The 22,500-nt window shown below is 31.4% G+C and carries 16 protein-coding genes; 4 read left to right on the top strand and 12 right to left on the bottom strand.

The window, feature by feature from the left end:
• Positions 1-350: 350 nt before the first annotated feature.
• Complete coding sequence (locus tag BM549_RS03690) at positions 351-1,388, bottom strand: aldo/keto reductase (protein ID WP_290469021.1); 1,038 nt, start codon at positions 1,386-1,388, stop codon at positions 351-353.
• A gap of 193 nt (positions 1,389-1,581) precedes the next feature.
• Positions 1,582-2,343 (bottom strand): exodeoxyribonuclease III, encoded by a 762-nt coding sequence (locus BM549_RS03685; protein ID WP_290469020.1) that lies wholly within the window; start codon positions 2,341-2,343, stop codon positions 1,582-1,584.
• Positions 2,344-2,464: 121 nt separating this feature from the next.
• Here BM549_RS03685 and BM549_RS03680 point away from each other — a divergent pair, with 121 nt between their 5' ends.
• Complete coding sequence (locus tag BM549_RS03680) at positions 2,465-5,929, top strand: hypothetical protein (RefSeq protein WP_290469019.1); 3,465 nt, start codon at positions 2,465-2,467, stop codon at positions 5,927-5,929.
• Between the two features lie 96 nt (positions 5,930-6,025).
• Here BM549_RS03680 and BM549_RS03675 read toward each other — a convergent pair whose 3' ends face one another.
• Positions 6,026-7,570 carry a glycine--tRNA ligase gene (locus BM549_RS03675; protein ID WP_041301752.1) on the bottom strand — a complete coding sequence of 515 codons (1,545 nt, stop codon included), beginning with the start codon at positions 7,568-7,570 and terminating at the stop codon, positions 6,026-6,028.
• A gap of 65 nt (positions 7,571-7,635) precedes the next feature.
• Positions 7,636-8,538 carry a hypothetical protein gene (locus BM549_RS03670; RefSeq protein ID WP_290469018.1) on the bottom strand — a complete coding sequence of 301 codons (903 nt, stop codon included), beginning with the start codon at positions 8,536-8,538 and terminating at the stop codon, positions 7,636-7,638.
• Between the two features lie 508 nt (positions 8,539-9,046).
• Between BM549_RS03670 and BM549_RS03665 the strand changes: the two genes are divergently transcribed.
• Positions 9,047-9,724, top strand: coding sequence for a ComF family protein (locus BM549_RS03665; protein WP_290469017.1), 678 nt, complete (start codon positions 9,047-9,049; stop codon positions 9,722-9,724).
• 98 nt (positions 9,725-9,822) lie between these two features.
• Entirely contained in the window at positions 9,823-11,433 is a 1,611-nt protein-coding gene (locus BM549_RS03660; RefSeq protein ID WP_290469016.1) for an Ig-like domain-containing domain, read from the top strand.
• Here the strand turns inward: BM549_RS03660 and BM549_RS03655 are convergent.
• The 3 genes from BM549_RS03655 to BM549_RS03645 are packed head-to-tail and all read right to left on the bottom strand — an operon-like array spanning position 11,417 to position 13,867.
• The gene (locus BM549_RS03655; RefSeq protein ID WP_290469015.1) at positions 11,417-12,199 is read right to left on the bottom strand and encodes an amidohydrolase; all 783 of its coding nucleotides are present in this window, start codon (positions 12,197-12,199) and stop codon (positions 11,417-11,419) included. The two genes, BM549_RS03660 and BM549_RS03655, sit on opposite strands and share 17 nt — an antisense overlap.
• Before the next feature lie 3 nt (positions 12,200-12,202).
• The gene (locus BM549_RS03650) at positions 12,203-12,685 is read right to left on the bottom strand and encodes a hypothetical protein (RefSeq protein WP_290469014.1); all 483 of its coding nucleotides are present in this window, start codon (positions 12,683-12,685) and stop codon (positions 12,203-12,205) included.
• A gap of 39 nt (positions 12,686-12,724) precedes the next feature.
• The gene (locus BM549_RS03645) at positions 12,725-13,867 is read right to left on the bottom strand and encodes a methionine aminotransferase (protein ID WP_290469013.1); all 1,143 of its coding nucleotides are present in this window, start codon (positions 13,865-13,867) and stop codon (positions 12,725-12,727) included.
• An 85-nt stretch (positions 13,868-13,952) separates the two neighbouring features.
• Here BM549_RS03645 and BM549_RS03640 point away from each other — a divergent pair, with 85 nt between their 5' ends.
• A complete protein-coding gene (locus tag BM549_RS03640; protein ID WP_290469012.1) occupies positions 13,953-16,040 on the top strand; it encodes a S46 family peptidase in 2,088 nt (695 codons plus the stop codon).
• Between the two features lie 58 nt (positions 16,041-16,098).
• Here BM549_RS03640 and BM549_RS03635 read toward each other — a convergent pair whose 3' ends face one another.
• From BM549_RS03635 to BM549_RS03615, 5 genes are all read right to left on the bottom strand, one after another.
• Positions 16,099-17,868, bottom strand: a complete 1,770-nt coding sequence (locus BM549_RS03635) for a DNA mismatch repair protein MutS (RefSeq protein ID WP_290469011.1) — start codon at positions 17,866-17,868, stop codon at positions 16,099-16,101.
• A 100-nt stretch (positions 17,869-17,968) separates the two neighbouring features.
• Complete coding sequence (locus tag BM549_RS03630) at positions 17,969-18,715, bottom strand: succinate dehydrogenase/fumarate reductase iron-sulfur subunit (protein WP_290469010.1); 747 nt, start codon at positions 18,713-18,715, stop codon at positions 17,969-17,971.
• A 9-nt stretch (positions 18,716-18,724) separates the two neighbouring features.
• Positions 18,725-20,722 carry a fumarate reductase/succinate dehydrogenase flavoprotein subunit gene (locus BM549_RS03625; protein ID WP_290469009.1) on the bottom strand — a complete coding sequence of 666 codons (1,998 nt, stop codon included), beginning with the start codon at positions 20,720-20,722 and terminating at the stop codon, positions 18,725-18,727.
• A 15-nt stretch (positions 20,723-20,737) separates the two neighbouring features.
• Positions 20,738-21,424 (bottom strand): succinate dehydrogenase cytochrome b subunit, encoded by a 687-nt coding sequence (locus BM549_RS03620; RefSeq protein WP_290469008.1) that lies wholly within the window; start codon positions 21,422-21,424, stop codon positions 20,738-20,740.
• Positions 21,425-21,578: 154 nt separating this feature from the next.
• Positions 21,579-22,457, bottom strand: coding sequence for a hypothetical protein (locus tag BM549_RS03615; protein WP_290469007.1), 879 nt, complete (start codon positions 22,455-22,457; stop codon positions 21,579-21,581).
• Positions 22,458-22,500 lie beyond the last annotated feature (43 nt).

The raw sequence follows: 22,500 nt of genomic DNA, 5'->3' as shown, positions 1-22,500 counted from the left end.
GTTGTTAGCTCCTCCAACTTGTCCGGACATCCATGAATCTCCAGTTGCAGCTCCAGCATCATCGATAGTCCATGTTGCAGGAATACTCGTGTCGAAATTTTCACTCAAATAAGTTTGTGCACTTATTGATATACTTATTAAAAGTAACATCAATAATAAAGTAGTCTTTTTCATTATGGTATTTTCATTAGTTTAAAGTTATCTAAACTAAAAAAAATTATTACGGCAATATCAACAAAATTTGCTTAATAGATAAAGTACATGTTTTACCGACAAAGTGGCTGTGGGTTTAAACTGATTCAGTTTAATAACAAGTTTATCGGGTCTATTGAACACCCATTCAAAAAAAACTATGGAGCTGGATTTGGAATTGCAGAATGTATATTATTAATTTCTTCTAATATAGCTGTTGATATATTAATTTCTACACTCTTAATGTTTTCTTTAAGTTGCTCTAAGTTTGTTGCTCCTATTATATTGCTTGTTATAAATGGTTGCTGATTAACGAAAGCTAAAGCCATTTGTGCTAAAGACATATTATTTTTTTCGGCTAAGGCTAAATATTGCTTTGTGGCTTCTGTTGATTGTTCGCTACTGTAACGTGCAAATCTTGGAAAAAGCTTTAGTCTTGAATTTTCTGTTGCTTGTTTTTTTATGTATTTACCAGAAAGTACTCCAAATGCCATTGGTGAATATGCTAGAAGTCCAATATTTTCTCTTATTGCTATCTCTGCCATATCTCCTTCAAATACTCTATTTAATAATGAATAGGCATTTTGTATGGTTATTGGTCTTGGCAGGTTGTTTTGTTTTGCTTCTTGAAGATAACGCATAGTTCCCCAGGCTTTTTCATTTGAAATACCAACGTGTCTTATTTTTCCAGATTTTACAACCTCGTCTAAGCTTTGTAAGACTTCTTTAAAATTGTCATTCCATGCATCATTTGGATTGTGCTTGTAGTCTCTGCTGCCAAATGTATTTGTTTCTCTTTCTGGCCAATGTAATTGAAAAAGGTCTATATAATCTGTTTGTAATCTTTGTAACTCGTTATTTACTGCGTCTTTTATGCTTTGTTTGCTAAATCCCGTGGTTCTAATATGCGCTGTATATTCTCCTGTTCCTGCTATTTTTGACCCTATTACTACTTTATCTCTTTTTCCTGATTTTTTTAACCATGTTCCTATAATTTCACTTGTTCTACCTTGTGTTTTTGCTTCGGCTGGTACTGGATAAAGTTCTGCTGTGTCTATAAAATTTACACCTTGGTCTATTGCATAATCTAATTGTTTGTGTCCTTCTGCTTCGGTGTTTTGGTTTCCCCAAGTCATTGAGCCTAAACAAATTTTACTAACTTTTATATTTGTAGTTGGTAGTGTTGTGTATTTCATAATTTATAGTTTCTTTTTACTAAAAGGCTTTACTAAAGTAATTTACCAAAAATTAAATTACTTATAATTTGGTTTAAATGTTTGTTAATATGCCCGCGTTAGAGATGGAGCAATTGTTGGAGCTCCTCGCAGAGAGCGACTTGCGAGAGCGCGACCAAGACATAGCTTTGCTTGGCTTGGTAACGCCCTGAAATTAAATGTCTAGCTCTAATAATATTGGACAGTGATCGCTGTGCACGGCTTGTGTTAATATTACTGCTCTTTTTATTTTTTGCTTTAATGGTTGTGTTACCATGGCATAGTCTAATCGCCAGCCTTTATTGTTTGCTCTGGCATTGGCACGGTAACTCCACCAACTGTATTCTACTTTTTCTGGATTTAGATAGCGGTAAGAATCTACCAAACCACTGTCTATAAAGTTGCCTATCCATTCGCGTTCTACCGGTAGGAAACCTGAAACGTTTTTCATTTTTGGGTTATGTATATCTATGGCTTCGTGACATATGTTATAATCGCCACATATTACTAGGTTTGGTATGGTTTCTCTAAGCTTGTTTACATAGTCTTGAATTTGGTCCATATAATTTAGCTTGAATTCTAAACGGTCCATATTTGTGCCTGATGGTAAATACATGCTCATGACTGATACTCCATCAAAATCTGCACGTATATTACGGCCTTCGAAATCCATTGTTTCTATTCCGGTTCCAAATTCTACATGGTTTGGTTTTATTTTACTTAAAATTGCCACACCACTATACCCTTTTTTATTAGCACTAAACCAATAATGATATTTATAACCAAGTGCCTCGAAAGCTTCTACATCTACTTGGTCTTGCATGGCTTTAATTTCTTGCAAACATAAAACATCTGGATTGGCTCCTTCTAGCCATTCTATAAATCCTTTTTTTAATGCTGCACGTATACCGTTTACGTTGTAAGAAATGATTTTCATATTATTTTTTTAGGTTTTAGCTAAAATAATATAATGCATTACTTTTACAGCTTTATTAGTTATTGAAATATTGAAAAACTATTAACAAAATATATTTACTTGTTTTTAGTTTAACTATTGTATGAAATTTACGCTAACTTTTTTTGCTTTCCTTTTTATAGGCTTTGCCTTTGCTCAAAATGCAAACGGAAACTATAAACAAAAAACAGTTGCTGTAACTCAAGAAATTTTAATTGACTCTGTAAGTATTAATGCTAAAGATTTTAAAGTTACTTTAAAAGATAGCACCATTATAGATACTACATATTATAATGTAGATTTTTCTAAAGCTCTTTTAAAGTTAAAAAAACCTATTGCTGCAGACTCTATACATATTAGCTATTTAAAGTATCCTGATTTTTTAACAAAAACGTACAAACAATTTGATGATGCTGTTATTGTTGAAAATAACAATAAACTAAATAAAATATACCGTATTTCTCAACCTAATACTACTAACACATTTACGCCTTTTGATGGCTTAACTACTAGCGGAAGTATTTCTCGTGGTATTACTATTGGCAACAACCAAAACTCGGTTTTAAATAGCGAGTTAGACTTACAGATTACTGGTAAATTAAGTGAAACCGTTTCGCTACGCGCCTCTATACAAGATGCTAATATACCTTTACAAGAAAGTGGTTACTCACAAAGACTAGATGAGTTTGACCAAGTTTTTGTTGAGATTTTTAGCGATAGATGGAATGTTCGTGCAGGAGATATAGATTTAGAAAACTCAAATTCTTATTTCTCGGCTTTTTCAAAACGTGTTCAAGGTCTATCTCTTAAAGCCAATTTAGGCAAAGAATCTCAAACCAATTTATTTGCTGCTGGTGCAATTGTTCGTGGCCAATTTACTACTAGCCAATTTACTGCGCAAGAAGGTAATCAAGGTCCTTATAAATTACAAGGTCCCAATGGTGAATTATTTGTACTAATTGTTTCTGGTAGCGAAACCGTTTATGTTAATGGTATTGCCATAAAACGTGGCGAAAGCGAAGATTATATTATAGATTATAATGCTGGAGAAATTATTTTTAATTCTACATTTCCAATAACTAGCGAAATGAGAATTACTGTAGACTACCAATTTAGCGACCGTAATTACTCTAGAATTGTGACTTATGGTGGTGGTAATTATACTAGCGAGAAATTTAGTATTGGAGCTTCGGTTTACTCTGAAAATGATTCTAAAAACAATCCATTACAACAAAACCTATCTCCAGAGCAAGTAGAAATATTAAGCGAAGCTGGTGATGACAGGTCACAAATGGTTGCACCTTCAAGCGTAGAAGAAGCTTATAACGAAAACCGAATTTTATACAGAAAAATAATTATTGGTGGTGAAGAGGTTTTTGAATATTCTAACAACCCAGACGATACGCTATTTAACGTACGCTTTACCAATGTTGGCGAGTCTCAAGGTAATTACACTATTAGTAGTATTAATGCCATAAATACCATTTATGAATATGTTGCACCAGTTTTAGGTGTACCACAAGGTAATTTTGAACCTATAGTACAATTAGTCGCGCCTGTAAAACTACAAGTCGCCGTTGTAAACGGAACGTATACTCCTACCGAGAAAACCCAACTTAATTTTGAACTTGCCGGTAGTAAAAACGATTTAAATTTATTCTCAAATTTAGATGATAATAATAACGACGGATTTGCTGCTAAACTTAATATTAAACAAAATATTATTAAACAAGACAGCCTTTGGAATGTAAATGCTTTTGTAGATACAGATTTTATACAACAAGAATTTAGAAACATTGAAGGTTTATATAATGTAGAATTTAATAGAGATTGGAATATTGATGCCAATACAACAACTGGTTTAAATAGTAATTTTGGCGATCAATTATTATTCTCTGCTGGTACTAATGCTTTTCATGACAAAAAAGGAAATACTAATTATTTGTACGAGCATCTTAATTTTTCACAAGACTTCACAGGAAACAGACATTCTATAAATGCTAATTTATTTTTAAATGAAAAGCTTTGGATTAATACAAATTCAAGCATTTTAAAAGCTGAAGCTACTTTGAGTAATTCAACTTTTTTTAGAACTTACAATACTTTAAGATACAGTTTTGGCAAACCATGGATTGGTGGAAGGTTTAGTGCCGAAAACAATAAACAAACCGATAATGCCACCCAACAACTTACAGATTTAAGTCAAAAATTTACTGCATACGAAGCTTTTACAGGTATTGGAGATAGCACCAATGTTTTTGTAGAAGTTGGTTATAAATATCGTGTAAACGATAGCATAAGAAATAATGAACTTAAACGTGTTAACAACTCAAACACTTATTATTTAGATTCTCGTTTAATTAAAAATGCAAAAACCAATTTATCGTTATTTGTAAACTATAGAAAATTAAATAGTAAAGACGAAAGCATAGAAAACGAACAATCTTTAAATTCTAGGTTGGTTTATAATCAACAACTATTTAAAAACTTTGTACAATGGAATACGGTTTTCGAAACCAATTCTGGTTCCTTACCGCAACAAGATTTTACATACGTAGAAGTAGAACCTGGTCAAGGTGCTTATACCTGGAACGATTATAATAATAATGGCATACAAGAAATTGAAGAATTTGAAATAGCCCAATTTCAAGATCAAGGTCAATACATAAGAGTGCTTTTACCAAATCAAATTTTTATAAAAACACATCAAAATAGGTTAAGCCAATCTATTACTGTAAATCCAGGAGAATGGCAAAATAGCGACAATAAAACAAAAAAATTCTGGTCTCATTTTTATAACCAGAGTAGTTATTTAGTAGATAGAAAATTAAAACGTGATGGTAATAATTTTAATCTTAATCCATTTGAAAACGATGAAGTTAACCAACTTGGGCTTCAGTTAAATTTTAGAAATGTTTTGTTTTTTAACCGCGGAAAACAGCATTATACAACATCTTATACGTATTTAAACAATGAGTCTAGAAACGTTTTAAGCTTTCTCTCTAACACAGGAAATCCTGAAGACGTAAGTTTTGTTGTTAATACCTTAAAGAGTCATCAGTTTAATTTTAACCATAAATTTGCTGAAAGCTGGCTAATAAATTTTTTAAGTAGTTTTGATACAAATGAAACGTTTAGTAATAATTTTGTGTCTAGAAATTTTAAAATAGACGAAGAGCGCTTTAACCCAAAACTCTCATATTTACTAAACGATAAAATTAGATTTGATGTGTTCTACCAATACAGTAACAAAGCAAATACTATTGGTGGATTAGAAACTTTGGAGCAACAAAAATATGGGTTATCTTTTTCTATAAACGCCAATGTAAAATCTGCAATCTCTGGAGAATTTAATGTGTTTTCTAATACGTTTGAAGGTAACGCTAACTCACCTGTTGGCTACCAAATGCTAGAAGGTTTACAACCTGGTAAAAACCTAACTTGGACTTTACTTGCACAACAAAAAATAACAAAGTATCTAGATTTAAATCTTAATTATTTTGGACGTAAAACCGAAACTAGTAATACCATACATACTGGTACTGTACAATTGAAGGCTTATTTTTAGAGCTAAAAAAAACTCCCAAACAGATATATGTTTGAGAGTTCTTTTTTTGAGATTAGCTATGCTGAATCTTAGATTTCCTACCTACGCAGGAATTTATTACTTCATTTTCATTAACCACGTTTTAACGTCAACTTCTTTTTTAATAATACTTTTTAAATCTTCAATTTTAACACGAGATTGTTCCATTGTGTCTCTATGTCTTATGGTTACAGTATTGTCTTCTAAAGTATCGTGATCTACAGTAATACAAAACGGTGTTCCGTTGGCATCTTGCCTTCTGTAACGTCTTCCTACGGCATCTTTCTCGTCGTAAGTAACATTAAAGTCCCATTTTAAATCTTCAACTATTTTTTTAGCCACATCTGGCAATCCATCCTTTTTTACTAATGGTAAAATAGCTGCTTTAAATGGTGCTAATACTGCTGGTAATTTTAAAACAGTTCTGGTTGTATTATTTTCTAATTCTTCTTCTACTAAAGCGTTAGAGAATACTGCTAAAAACATACGGTCTAAACCTATAGATGTTTCTAAAACGTACGGTGTATAACTTGCATTATCTTCGTGATCGAAATATTGTAATTTTTTCCCAGAGTGTTCTTCGTGAGCTTTTAAATCGAAATCTGTTCGTGAGTGAATACCTTCTAATTCTTTAAAGCCAAACGGAAATTTAAACTCAATATCTGCTGCGGCATCTGCATAGTGTGCTAATTTTTCATGGTCATGAAAACGGTAGTTTTCTGCTCCCATACCAAGAGATAAATGCCATTTCATTCTGGTTTCTTTCCAGTGCTCATACCATTCGCCTTGAGTTCCTGGTTTTATAAAAAATTGCATTTCCATTTGCTCAAACTCACGCATTCTAAAAATAAATTGTCTTGCTACAATTTCGTTTCTAAAGGCTTTTCCTGTTTGTGCAATACCAAAAGGAATTTTCATGCGCCCAGTTTTTTGTACGTTTAAAAAGTTTACAAAAATACCTTGTGCTGTTTCTGGTCTTAAATACAAATCCATTGCACTTTCTGCGCTGGCTCCAAGTTTAGTACCAAACATTAAATTAAATTGCTTAACATCTGTCCAGTTTCTACTACCGCTAACTGGGCAATTAATTTCTAATTCTTCAATTAGCAACTTAACATCTGCTAAATCTTCTTTTTCTAAAGATTTTCCTAAACGGGATAATATGCTATCTATTTTTTCTTGGTATCCTAAAACACGTGGATTAGTGCTTAAAAACTCTTCTTTATTAAAGGCGTCGCCAAAGCGTTTGCTTGCTTTTTTTACTTCCTTTTCTATTTTGTTTTCAATTTTAAGGCAATAATCTTCTACTAAAACATCTGCTCTGTAACGTTTTTTAGAGTCTTTATTATCTATTAATGGATCGCTAAAGGCATCTACGTGACCAGAGGCTTTCCATGTGGTTGGATGCATAAATATTGCTGCATCTATACCAACAATATTATCATGCATTTGTACCATGGCTTTCCACCAATAGTCGCGAATGTTCTTTTTTAACTCTACTCCGTTTTGTGCGTAATCGTAAACAGCACTTAGGCCGTCGTAAATTTCACTGCTTTGAAATACGTAACCGTATTCTTTTGCGTGAGAGATTACTTTTTTAAATTGATCGTCTTGATTTGCCATAGCTACAAAAATAAAAAACCGCTCCATATTTGGAACGGTTTTTACAAAAATATTGAGGGTAATATTTATTTTAATTCTACTAAAGTACTCGAAACTACATCTCCTTGATAAATTATAGACACATTATAATTACCTGGCTTTAGTTTTTCTATATCGTCTTTCTCAACTATACAAGAAACTTTAGTTTCTTTTCCCGTATAATTTGCAGTTGTTTTTCCAGAGTAGATTAATGATTTTTTACCAAACTCTACAGTGCCTTTATTTGCAACTACGTTCATTTTATTATCTAAAATTTGAATGTAAAATGTTTTGCTTCCTTTACTTAAGGTTTTGTTTTTTACAATTGTAAATTCTACATGAAATTTTTTTGTTCTACGTGCAAATCTAGTATCTATTACGCGTTGTTTTGAGTTTACTCGTTTGGCGCCTTGTACTTTTAAGTTACTAACAAATAAACTTCTTATATTTAATGGTGGTTGTTCTTCTTTTTTATTAAGTAAATGGTTATACTTTTTTTCTATTAAGGCGTTTAGTGAATCTCTTGTTTTTATAGCTGTTACATAATCTAATTGTTCGGTTTTAAGCAATTGATTTTCTGCTTCTAAACTTTGTACAACATGAATCATGTTATCTCTATCATTTTTTAAATTTTTTAATTGGGTTCTAAATCTTGATATTAAATCTCTATCAAATTTTAGTTCTCTAACGGAATCTCTTGTGGCTATTAATCTATCTTTAGATAATTTTAACTGCAAAGACAAAGAGTCGTTTAAAACATTAATAGTATCGTAACTATCAATCATTTCAGATAACTCATAGAGAATTAATTTTTTCTCTTGAGCTAATAATTTACTTTTTTCTTGTACTTCTAAATAACTAGAAATAGCAAAAAAGCTAAATAGAAAAACTAAGCAACCACCAATAGCAATTACTATTCTAAAATTGGAAATTTGGGGAATTACCATCATTTAATTTAAGTTTTCGAATTTTTATTAAAGCTTCTAGTGTTTTAATTAATTTTATAATACGTATGTTTTTTTGGGCTAAAAGTTGTTTTTAAATCTTACAAGTAAAAGTGTTTTGTTGAAAGATTTTAAACAGAATCTAGTATTTTAAAATGTATTGTTTTGAGGCCGGCAATTGCTTTAAAATATATTTGTTTTCTACATTAATATTGTGATATGATACTACCCTATCAAAAGTTTTGTAGCAATTATCTTGTTTTCTTCTTCTAAAAAAAGCCTCGTATTCTTCTATAGAAAAATAACTACTAATGCTGTAATATCCCAGAAAACTAAGAAGCGCTATAAAAGGCACAATTATTATTCTAAGATTATTAATTTGGGGATAAATAATCATTATAACAGTGATTTATGGTACAAATTTAAATTTAAAAACTTAAATTTAGTCTAAAGCAAAGGGCTTTTCGTTTAAGTGGTAAAATCCCGTGCTTAATAGTTTAATTATTTCGACAAAGTGCTAAAACCTATTATAAATCTCTTTTTCCCAGAAGTTTGTAACGCATGCAAAAACACACTGCATGATAACGAAAAATATATTTGCACCATTTGCAGGCACAATTTACCTGTTACTAATTACCATAAAACAAATGATGACTTTGTAAAAAAAGTATTTTATGGCCGAGCAAAATTAGAACAAGCAACAGCATTACTCCGCTTTGAGAAAAAAGGTATTGTACAACAGCTTTTACATGATTTAAAATATAGAGAGCAACAACAAATAGGAACATTTTTAGGTAAATGGCTTGGTATAGAATTAAAAGAAACAAATAATTATAACGCTATAGATATGGTTATTCCGGTACCACTTCACAAAACCAAATTACGAAGTAGAGGCTATAACCAAGTAGAAAAATTTGGAAAAGAGATTGCTCTAGCTCTAAATACAGAATACCAAGATAAAATTTTACAAAAAATTACAAATACAAGCTCACAGGTTAACAAAAAACGTTTTGCACGTTGGCAAAACAACACAGAGCTTTTTGCAGTTACCAATACACAAAAACTTAATAATAAACACATTTTACTGGTAGACGACATTATAACAACTGGCGCTACTTTAGAGGCTTGCATAGCAGAACTTAACAAAGCTAACAATATAAAAATAAGTATTGCTACAATGGCAATAGCCTAGTTTACGTTAAATTCTTTATAAACCTTTAAGGTTAACACAAATCTATTTATGTTAGTTTATAAATAAGTTGTTAATTTGCCTATTAATAGATATTAAATATGCGTAACAAACTTTTAAATTTATTACTTTTTATTGTTATACTAGCTGTATTTGCTAATTGCGCAAATAGAGGAAATCCTACAGGAGGCGAAAAAGATCTTACGCCACCAAGTATCACTAAGTCTATTCCAGAAAATTACTCTACTAACTTTACAGGTAATGAAATTAAAATTTATTTTGATGAATATGTTAAAATGAAAGACATTAGTAAACAACTTATTGTTTCTCCACCAATGTCTACTCCTGCAGAAATTACGCCGCTTGGTACTGCAAGTAAATATATTACCATTAAAATTTTCGATACTTTAAAGCCTAATACAACTTATGCTTTTAATTTTGGAAACAGTATCGTGGACAATAATGAAGAAAACCCATTTATTTATTATCGTTATGTTTTTTCTACTGGAAATTATATAGATTCTCTTTCTGTAAAAGGAAATATTAAAAATGCGTTAGAGCTAAAAACTGACGAATTTGTATCTGTAATGTTATATGAAAAAGATTCTACATACAACGATTCTACTATATACAAACAGTCACCAAGTTACATTACAAATACATTAGATAGCACAACAAACTTTACTATTGAAAACGTAAAGGCTGGCACCTATATGCTTCGCGCTTTAAAAGATGGTAATAGCGATAATAAGTTTCAACAAGGTCTTGATAAAATTGCTTTTTATGAAAAGCCAATAGTTGTACCAACAGACTCTGCTTTTTATGAATTAGAATTATTTACAGAAACTTTAGACTACAAAGCAACAAGACCAAAATTAGTTGCCGGAGAAAAAATAGCTTTTGGTTTTGAAGGCGATTATAAAGATGTAAAATTCGAAGTCCTTTCTCAAGTTCCAGAAGATTATAAATCACGAGTTATTAAAGATGCTAAAACCGATACTTTAAATTACTTCTACTCTCCAAAACTAGATGTAGATTCTCTTATATTTAAGGTTACAAATAATAAAACAATAGATACGTTTACGGTAAAAATTAAAGATAATTTAAAAGATTCACTTTTAGTTAAATCGCAACCTAGTAATGGTATTAAATTTAATGAAGATTTTAAACTTTCTGGCAACATTCCGTTTAAATCTATAGATAAAAGTAAAATTACTATCATGCAACAGGATTCTACTTTAGTTCCTTACACCACTGTTTATGATAGTCTTTCAAACACCTATAGTTTTAAATTTGAAAAAACCGAAGAAAACAATTACAAAATTCAAGCTTTGCCAAATGCATTAGTGGACTTTTTTGAAAACACTAACGATACTTTAAACTTTAGCCTAAGAACAAAAACAAAGTACAGTTATTATAACGCACAAGTAAATATTAAAAACGGAAAATTTCCATTAATAGTTGAACTAACAAATAAAGAAGGAGATGTTTTAGACTCTAAATATTTAACTGAAGCTAAGCCTTTAAACTTTTTATTTTTAGACCCTAAGGAGTACTATTTACGAGTTATTTATGATACTAATGGCAATGGTGTTTACGATTCAGGAAACTACTTAAAAGGTATACAACCAGAGCGCGTAAGCTATTACAGTGATGTCATTAAAGGTACTGCTGGGTTTGATGAAATTATTACGTTTACATTATTAGATTAAAACTATCTTTATCGTTTAAAAACCCTAAATGTTTTCGGTTTTTTTCAATGTGATTTTTAGTAATTTCTACTATTTCGATACCTTCTTTTTCAACAGGTAAACTTGTGATTTTTTCACCTAAAACATCGTACACAGCAGAATGTCCAGAATAGTCGTAATTATTTGCGTCTAAGCCTACTCTATTTACGCCTATGCAATAACTCATGTTTTCTATGGCTCTTGCTTTTAAAAGCGCATCCCAAGCAGCTACACGACGTTTTGGCCAATTAGCAACATATAATATAACATCATAGTCCTGAGTGTTTCTTGCCCAAACAGGAAAACGCAAATCATAGCAAATTAATGTAGCTAATTTCCAACCCTTATATTCTATTACTTTTTGTTTTTGACCTGCAGTATATATTTTATGCTCACCTGCTAAAGTAAACGTATGGCGTTTATTATAATACTCTATATCTCCATTAGGTTTAGCAAAAAGTAATCTATTATAATAATTATTATTTTCTTTAATAACCACACTACCGGTTATAGCTGCGTTTTTTTTTGCTGCTAAATTTTTCATCCAGCTTACTGTTTCGCCTTGCATAGACTCGGCAACTACACTAGCATTCATAGTAAAACCAGTTGTAAACATTTCTGGTAAAACAATTACATCTACGGCATGATTTATATTTTCAATTTTATCACCAAAATTAATACGGTTTTGCACTGGGTTTTCCCATACTAAATTAGATTGTATTATTGCGACATTTAAATTCGTACTCATAAATTATAAGCGTTTTAAACGTCTTTGCGCTTTGGTTACTTTTTCTTTTAACTTAAGTAGCTTCTCATCCCACTTAGATAAATCATCAAGTTCTATTTTTCCTTTTTCTTTTTGTTTTGTGAATTTAACTTGCTCCTTCTTTAACTTAGCCTCTGCTTTAGCTAGATTTGCTCTAGCTTTAGCTATTTTTTTTGCTTTGGCTTTCTCTTTTTTTAGCTCCTTTTCTACTTTTTTTTGTTTTCGTTTAGCTTTTTCTTCTTCTCTTTCTGCTTTTTTTACAGCTTTCTCTTGTTCTTTAATCCTGTTAAAACGGGTAATAATTTCTTCTTTTGCAGCATTGGTTAACTGCTCGGTTTGCTCTTCTCCTGCTTTATAAACCTTATTGTTTTTTACGGTATAAATTTCGTTATTATAATCTACTTCTTGAGCGGTTACAAAACTAATTCCAAGGCATAATAATAAGCCTGTAATTTTTAATATTCTCATTAATTAATTATTATAAAATTCTATTTCTAATATACTAATTTATATTTTATTTAAAATTTCTGCTGCTTGTTTTAATGTGTCTTCGGTTTTAGCAAAACAAAAACGCAATACTTTATCATCTCTATTATTATCGTTAAATACAGATAATGGAATAGATGCTATTTTATTTTCAATTGTTAATCTTTTAGCAAAGTCTACATCATACGCTGTAGTAATATTAGAAAAATCTAACACTTGAAAATACGTTCCTTTTGCAGGAACAAATTTAAATCTTGATGCTGCAATTAAATTTAAAAACAAATCGCGTTTGTCTTGATAAAACTGTGAGAGTTCTAAATAACGATTAGGTGTTTTTAAATATTCTGCTAATGCTTTTTGCATTGGGTGGTTTACGCTAAACACATTAAATTGATGTACTTTTCTAAACTCATCCATAAGCACTTTTGGCGCACAACAATATCCAAGTTTCCAACCTGTATTGTGAAATGTTTTACCAAAAGATGCGGTTATAAAACTTCTAGATTTTAAATTAGGAAACTTACAAATACTTTGGTGTTGTAGACCATCAAAAATAATATGCTCATATACTTCGTCACTTAAAATTATACAGTTAGAGTTTTTTGTTATACGCTCTAGTGCTTCCATATCTTTTTCAGAAAAAATAGAACCGCTTGGATTTTGAGGTGTATTTATTATTATAAGTTTTGTTTTGTTTGTAAAAACAGACTCTACTGTCTTCCAATTAATATTATAATGTGGTGCCTCTAATTGTATAGAAACTGTTTTACCTCCATTAATTTTAACTGCTGGCTCATAACAATCATATGCAGGACGAAATATTATAACTTCATCATCTTGTTTAACAAAAGCAGAAATTATAGTATAAATAGCCTGTGTTGCACCTGCTGTAACTGTAATTTCGGTATCTGGTTTGTAACTTGTACCATACAATAAATCAAATTTATTTGCTATCGCTTCACGTAAGTCTAAATTACCAGGCATTGGTGCGTATTGGTTATAACCAGAATGCATTGCTTTTGTTACTAATTCTTTTAATTTATTATCGCTATTAAAATTAGGAAAACCTTGCGATAAATTTATTGCATCATGTTTATTAGCTAAAGCACTCATTACAGAAAAAATAGTGGTGCCTACATTTGGGAGTTTAGATTGGTGTTTCATATAAATTAAATATAGTTAAATATTGTAATTTCATTATTCATTTAACTAATTTTTATATTTTAGACCATCATAAAAAATTTGCTATATGAAATTCTTAAAACTCTTAATTGTATTACTAACTATCAACGTTTCTGCCCAACAAGGAGGCATGTGGATACCTTCACTTTTAGAAGGTATGAATGAAGATGAAATGACCAATCTTGGAAGTAAATTAACTGCAAAAGACATTTACGATGTTAATAATTCCAGCCTAAAAGATGCTATTGGACATTTTAATGGCGGTTGTACTAGTGAAGTAATTAGTGATCAAGGTTTAATATTAACAAATCACCACTGTGGGTTTAGCCAAATACAATCACATTCTTCTTTAGAAAATGACTATTTAAAAGATGGTTTTTGGGCAATGAATTTAGAAGACGAATTACCAAATAAAGGATTATACATTGAGTTCATTGTAAGTATTGAAGATGTTACTTCTAAAGTTTTAGCCGGTATAACAGAGACTATGTCTGAAAAAGAAAAGCAATCTACAATAGATAAAAATAGTAATGCAGTACAAAGTGCTACTGCAAAAGAAGATTGGCAAGACACAAAAGTAAAATCGTTTTATAAAGGCAATCAATACTTTTTATTTATTACCGAACGTTTTGAAGATATTCGTCTAGTTGGTGCTCCGCCAACAAGTATTGGTAAATTTGGTAGCGATACAGACAACTGGGTTTTCCCAAGACATACTGGTGATTTTTCTATGTTTCGTATTTATGCCGATGAAAATAACAGACCTGCAAAATATAGTAAAAATAATAAGCCATATAAACCAAAACACTTTTTACCAATCTCTTTAGATGGTATTGAAGAAGGTGATTTTACATTAGTTTTTGGTTTTCCTGGCCGTACCAATGAATATTTACCTGCTGTAGCTATAGAGCATATTACAAAAGAATTTAACCCAAGTAATATTGCTATTCGTGAAGCCGCTTTAAAAGTGATTGATGCAGGAATGAAAGCCAGTGATAATGTGCGTATAAAATACGCCTCTAAACAAGCCAGAATTGCAAATGCATGGAAAAAATGGATTGGCGAAAACTTAGGAATCGAAAAAAGTAACGCCGTAGCCGAAAGACGAAAGTTTGAAGCTCAATTTACAGAAGCTTTAAAACAAAAAGCTTTAACTGGAAAATACGGAAACATTTTACCAGAGTTTGATGCACTTTATAAAGATTTTTCTACAGTAAACATTAAGCGTAGAAACTTTATAGAAGTTTTTATTGTTACTAACGAACTAATGCAAATGACTTTTAGAGCATACCAACTTGAAGCTGCTACAGAAGCAGACGAAGCTAACTTTGAACGTGCAAAAAAAGCTTTAGTAGCAAGATTAAAAGGTATTCACAAAAATTACGATGTAAATATAGACAAAGGTGTTTTTGAAGCTGTAATGCCATACTATACCAAAAATGTAAACGCTTTAATTTATGAAGAAACAGCATTTACAAACTTAGACGCTGCCTTAAAGTTATTAGAAGGTAAACCAAAAGACGTTTTAAAGAAACTAAATAAGGATGCTGCTTACAAATATGCTAAGCCAATGATAGAAGATTACTACACTAATATAGATAGTGAGTTTAAACAAAAAAACGAAGTAATTACTGCTTTACAAACTAAGTACATGACAGCTTTAATGGAAGCATTACCAGGTGAGCGTTATTTTCCAGACGCCAACAGTACACTACGTGTAACCTATGGCCAAGTTAGAGGTTATTCTCCTAGAGATGCTGTTTACTATAAACCTGTAAGTTATCTAGATGGTGTTATAGAAAAATATGTGCCTGGAGATTACGAATTTGATGTACCAAAAAAACTAATTGATTTATACGAAGCAAAAGATTATGGACAATATGCAGATGCTAATGGAAAAGTGCCGGTTTGCTTTTTAGGAACCAATCATACAACAGGAGGAAACTCTGGAAGTCCTGCTATTGATGCTCATGGAAATTTAATTGGACTAAATTTTGATCGTGTTTGGGAAGGTACAATGAGTGATATGAACTACGATCCAGAAATTTGTAGAAACATTATGGTTGATGCTCGTTATGTACTATTTATTGTAGATAAGTTTGCTGGCGCTACACGATTAATTGATGAGATGAAATTAGTACACCCGAAAAAATAACTTAGAATATTAAATTACAAAAAAGCCTTATAAAGATATTTTATAAGGCTTTTTTATTTTATATAATTTCCATTTTCTTCAAAAGGAAACTTGCATTCATATTTTCGCAAATGCCTTTTTTAAATGTATAATCAAAATACAACTCGTTATTAATAATTTGTGCATCAAAATAATAATTTTTCACTTCACTAAGTTCTTTTTCAATTTCACATAAACTTAAATCATGCGTAGCTATAATACCAGTTGCATAACTTGCTACAAGTTTTTCTACAAATTTTTTAGAACCTATTGCCTTATCTGTACTGTTTGTACCTTTTAAAATTTCGTCTAATATTATAAAATATTTATCTGTTTTAATGGCGTCTACAATGTATTTTAATCGCGTTAATTCTGAGAAAAAATAAGAACTATCATCTGTTAAAGAATCGCTAGTTCGCATACTTGTAATTAGTTTAACAGGCACATACTCACTAGAAGTGGCACATACAGGCAAGCCAACATTTGCCATTACAATATGTAGCGAAACCGTACGCAGAAAAGTACTTTTTCCTGCCATATTAGCACCCGTAATTATAAAAAACTGTTCTAATTCTATATTAAAATTGTTATCTACTCGTTTTTCTGTTTTTAATAATGGATGACCTAAATTTGCAACCTTAGTCTGTTTACCTGTTTCTAAAATTTTTGGGTATACATAATTCTCATGATTAAAAGCGTAATTTCCCAAGCTATTGTATGCATCAAAAAAAGTAACGACGTTAAACCATTGTTCTACTTTAGCACTATATGTTTTTACCCATTGTTCTATTGCATAACTATTTCTAATATCTGTTAAAAAAAATCCATTACCAAAAATTGCAGAAATAAGGTTGTTTCTATTATCTAAACTATCCATAGCTTTAGAAAATTCTGCTAATATTACAGAGGCTTTTTTGTCTTTTAATTGAATTTCCTTTTGCTTTTCTTGTAACAGAGTTGAAGAAAATGATGTGTTTTCAATGGTATGTAATAATTGAGCATATTGTCTAAATGTGTCACGAATTTTACTTGTATATGTTGCTAAATCATTTATTTTTTTTAAATATTTTCCTGTTATAGCCAATCCAATTAACAACCAATAACCTACAAAAGCTACAGGTATTAATTTTGCTATACTAAGACCCACAATTACTACAGTTGCTATTGAAAATAATAGTGGTAAACGTTTTAATATATTTGGCAAAAAGGCATTATACTTTTTTAACCAATTAATAATATGGTGTGGCTTAGATTCTACTACAATTAATCCTGCGATAGCTTCAAAATTTTGTCTCCACTCAGGCATTTTAGAAAGCTCCTTAATAGCATTTTGTCTTTTTTCTATTTCAGTAATATTATTTGCTTTTAAAATTGCAGATAATGTTTGTGCACCAACCTTAGTTGCTGTTCTATTTATAAACTGAAAAAAAGAACCACGACCAAATAAATCTATATCTAAAGCGTAATTATGATTTGCATCTTGAAATTCTAAACCTTCATCTCTATGGTGAAATTTCCCTGAAGCAATTTTTAATTCTTCTTCATTGATGTTTAATAAGGCTTTTTTTAGTTTATATGTTGCTTTTAAGCTACTATGTTTAGACAAGAAATATATAAACAATACTATACCTATTAACCCAAAAATTGTTGCTATTTGCCAATTATTAAACGTGAAGTAAATTACAACCGTTGTTGCTATAAAAATCACTAATCTTATAGTGCTTAAAACAGTAAGCTTTTTATATGTTTTTGAAACTTCAGCTTTAAATGTATTAAGTTGTTGTTGATAATATGAAATTGAATTTTGCATTATAATTTTAATTACAGATAAAACAAACTAAAAAAACCCAAGCCTAATGCTTGGGTTTCTATATATTAAAGATTACACACGTAAATGTGTTTTAAAAATCTTATCCTTTTAAACTTGCTGCTAAATACTCACGATTCATACGTGCAATATTTTCAAGAGAAATTCCTTTAGGACATTCTACTTCACAAGCTCCAGTATTAGTACAGTTACCAAAACCTTCGGCATCCATTTGGTTTACCATATTTAATACACGGTCTGTAGCTTCTACTCTACCTTGTGGTAGTAAAGCAAATTGAGATACTTTTGCTCCAACAAATAACATTGCCGAAGAGTTTTTACAACTTGCTACACAAGCACCACAACCTATACAAGTCGCTGCACTAAAAGCATCATCTGCATTTTCTTTATTTACTGGTATTGCGTTGGCATCAATAGTATTACCAGAAGTATTTACTGAAATAAATCCTCCTGCATGTTGAATACGATCGAAAGCTGTTCTATCTACCACTAAATCTTTTATTACAGGAAATGCTTTTGCTCTAAATGGCTCTATAAAAATAGTATCTCCATCTTTAAACATTCGCATGTGTAATTGACATGTTGTAACACCACGATCTGGACCGTGTGCTTCTCCATTTATATATAATGAACAAGAACCGCATATACCTTCACGACAGTCGTGATCGAATGCTACTGGCTCTTCTCCTTTTTCTATTAGTTCGTTATTTAAAACATCTAACATTTCAAGAAAAGACATATCTGGTGACACATCGCTGATTTTATAATCAACCATTTTCCCTTTATCGTTAGCGTTTGCTTGACGCCATATTTTTAACGTTAAATTCATAGCTTTTCTTTATTTATAACTTCTTTCTTTTACTTGAATATTCTCGTATTCTAATTCTTCTTTGTGAAGCACTGCATCTTTTGGTTCTCCTTTATATTCCCAAGCAGATACATATTGAAATTCTTTACGACGCATCGCTTCTCCTTCAGAAGTTTGATATTCTTCTCTAAAGTGTCCTCCTGCAGATTCTTCACGTTGTAAAGCATCTTTAGCAAATAATTCTCCTAATTCTAAAAAGTCTGCTACACGACCTGCTTTTGCTAATTCTTCATTAAATTCATTTGCAGTTCCTGGTACTTTAACATCTTTCCAAAATTCTGCTCTAAGCTCAGAAATTTCTGTAATTGCAGATTTTAAATCTTCTGCGTTTCTAGCCATACCACATTTATTCCACATGATTTTTCCTAAACGCTTATGGAAATAATCTACAGAATGTGTTCCATTATTATTAATTAAATGGTCTATGTTTTTTCTTACTTCAGCTTCTGCTTCGTCGAACTCTTTAGTATCTGTAGGAATTGGACCCGTACGAATATCGTTAGATAAGTAATCACCAATTGTATAAGGTAATACAAAGTAACCATCTGCTAAACCTTGCATTAATGCAGATGCTCCTAAACGGTTAGCACCATGATCTGAGAAATTAGCCTCACCAATAGCGTATAATCCAGGAACAGTAGTCATTAAATTATAGTCTACCCAAATTCCACCCATTGTATAGTGTACTGCTGGATAAATCATCATTGGAGTATTGTATGGATCTTCATCTACAATTTTCTCATACATTTGGAATAAGTTTCCATACTTATTCTTAACAACTTCTTGACCTAATTTTTTTACTAATGCAGCATCATTTAAGTTTAATCCCTTAATTGTTGCTTGTTCTTTTCCGTAGCGAGTAATTGCAGATGCAAAATCTAAGTAAACAGCTTCTCCTGTTGCATTTACACCATAACCAGCATCACATCGCTCTTTTGCTGCACGTGAAGCAACATCTCTTGGTACTAAATTACCAAAGGCTGGATAACGACGCTCTAAGTAGTAGTCTCTATCCTCTTCTGCTATTTCTGTTGGCTTTAAGGTTTTATTTCTTATTGCCTTTACATCTTCCATTTTCTTTGGTACCCAAATTCTTCCATCGTTACGTAAAGACTCAGACATTAACGTTAGTTTAGACTGGTGATCTCCAGAAACTGGAATACAAGTTGGGTGAATTTGCGTGTAACAAGGGTTTGCAAAGTAGGCACCACGTTTGTGTGCTTTCCATGCCGCAGTTACATTACTTCCCATCGCGTTTGTAGATAGGAAGAAAACGTTACCATAACCACCAGTTCCTAAAACTACAGCGTGAGCTGAGTGTCTTTCAATTTCTCCAGTAATTAGATTACGAGTTATAATGCCTCGAGCTTTTCCATCAACTTTTACAACGTCAAGCATTTCATGACGGTTGTACATTTTAATTTTACCACGACCTATTTGACGGTTCATAGCAGAATAAGCTCCTAATAATAATTGTTGTCCTGTTTGTCCTGCTGCGTAAAAAGTACGAGATACTAATACACCACCAAACGAACGGTTGTCTAATAATCCACCATATTCACGTGCAAAAGGAACACCTTGAGCAACACATTGGTCGATAATATTTGCTGAAACCTCAGCTAGACGATATACATTAGCTTCACGAGAACGGTAATCTCCACCTTTTACAGTATCGTAAAATAATCTGTAAGTTGAATCTCCATCTCCTTGATAGTTTTTTGCTGCATTAATTCCTCCTTGTGCTGCAATAGAGTGCGCACGTCTTGGAGAATCTTGGAAGCAAAATGCTTTTACGTTATAACCAAGCTCTGCTAAAGTTGCAGCAGCAGATCCACCAGCTAATCCTGTACCAACAACAATAACATCAATGTTACGTTTGTTAGCAGGGTTTACTAAATCGATATGATTTTTATAATTAGTCCATTTGTCTGCAATTGGACCTTGAGGTATTTTAGAATCTAAAGCCATATTTAGATGTGTTTTTTAGTGAGTAAAGTGATGAAATAATGCAATGAAAACAAATCCTAATGGAATGATGATTGCATATGCTTTTCCAAAACCTTGTAAACTTTTAGTATATTTATTATTCATTCCTGTAGATTGGAATGCAGAACTAAACCCATGTAAAAGGTGAAGTGACAGGAAAATAAATGCGATACAGTATAAAACCACTCTCCATATATCTACAAATTTATGGTGTAGCTCTTCCCAATATCTAAACCCGCTATTTACGTTATCTGGGTCTATAAGACCACTCATATCTCCTTTAAAGTATTTTACGTTAATTTCTGGAGCCCAAAAATCGTAAAAGTGTAAACCTATAAATGCTAATATTGCTAATCCACTCCAAATCATGTTTCTACTCATCCACGATGAATTTGCAGAACCATTGTTTTTAGCGTAGCTAATTTGTCTAGCATTTCTGTTTCTAATTTCTAGCACAAAACCCATTACAAAGTGAAAAATCACTCCTAATATTAACACAGGTTGCAACACGTATTGAATTAACCAAAACGTTCCCATAAAATGAGAGACATTATTAAATGTGTCTTCACTAAAAACAGAAAGCAAATTGATTGTAAAGTGTTGTAATAAGAAAATCATAAGAAAGAGTGCTGAAAGTGCCATAGCAAACTTTCTTCCTATTGAAGAATTTAAAATTCCGCTCATTATTTTTGTCGTTAAAGTATAGTTACTACAAAGATACAACGCAAACGCTTTCGCAACAAATTTTAAAACTTTTTTGTACTATTTAGAATGGGTTTAATTAACGAAGGTTTTTATAGCCAAAACTATATAACAGGTCGTTTATAATACACGCATTTTACTCTATTGAAAGACTTGGTATAATTCCTCGAAGTCCCATATCTACAACTTGCTCTCCTGCACTAGGTTCGTATTTACCATCTATATTAACTTCGGCCCACTCAAAGCTATTGTTAGTTGAAAATGAAAACGTAACTACAACATCACTTGTTTCATTACCAGTAATCGTTAATCCATTTTCAAAAGATCCTGTGACGACACATGAACCTTGAGGAACTGGCGAAGAATTAAATAATGGGTTTGGAACTGTTGTTGCACCTTCTGGTGCTTGGCCTTGAGTTGTTAACCCTAAAGTTTCAAAAGCCCAAAAACCTTGTAATTTATTTTCGTTTACTATTATATTGCTTCCGTTTAAGTTAAAACTTGAGATATAATTATTATAACCAACAAAACTGGCTAGCGTGCCTTGATACTCGTTACCATTTTCAGCTAAAAAATTTATAACTCCTTCTTGATAAGCTAAAGATACTCTAACCCATTCGTAATGCCCTTGGCCAACTTGACTTAAAGGAATACTTAAAAATGTCTCATTATCGCCTGCAAATTTTGCATTTTGAAAATCTATAGCAACTTCGCCGCCTTGAGTTGTTTCATTTCCGGTAAAAATAATTTCACCTTCTCCTAAAAGTGTATTTTCCGTTGGTGCAAATTCAATATAATTAGCACTCATTTTTTCAAAATTTGGTGATTGCGCAGCATTTCCTGCTGGAATGACAGCTGGTTCCCCAAAGTTATTTAAACGTTCTTGAGTTGGATTAAATTTAAATTTTATTATAAGATTAGGCTCTGTAGTATTATTAATTATTTCTTGATTATTGTCACTGCTACAAGAATAAAACAATGTAACTATTACTACTAAAACTGATAAATTTCTCATTATTGATTGGTTTATATATAAAACTCAATTTTAAAAGAAATAG

The sequence above is a fragment of the Lacinutrix sp. MedPE-SW genome, assembly GCF_001874145.1.
Lineage (GTDB): Bacteria > Bacteroidota > Bacteroidia > Flavobacteriales > Flavobacteriaceae > Lacinutrix.
This window is presented reverse-complemented; position numbering and strand designations above follow the sequence as displayed.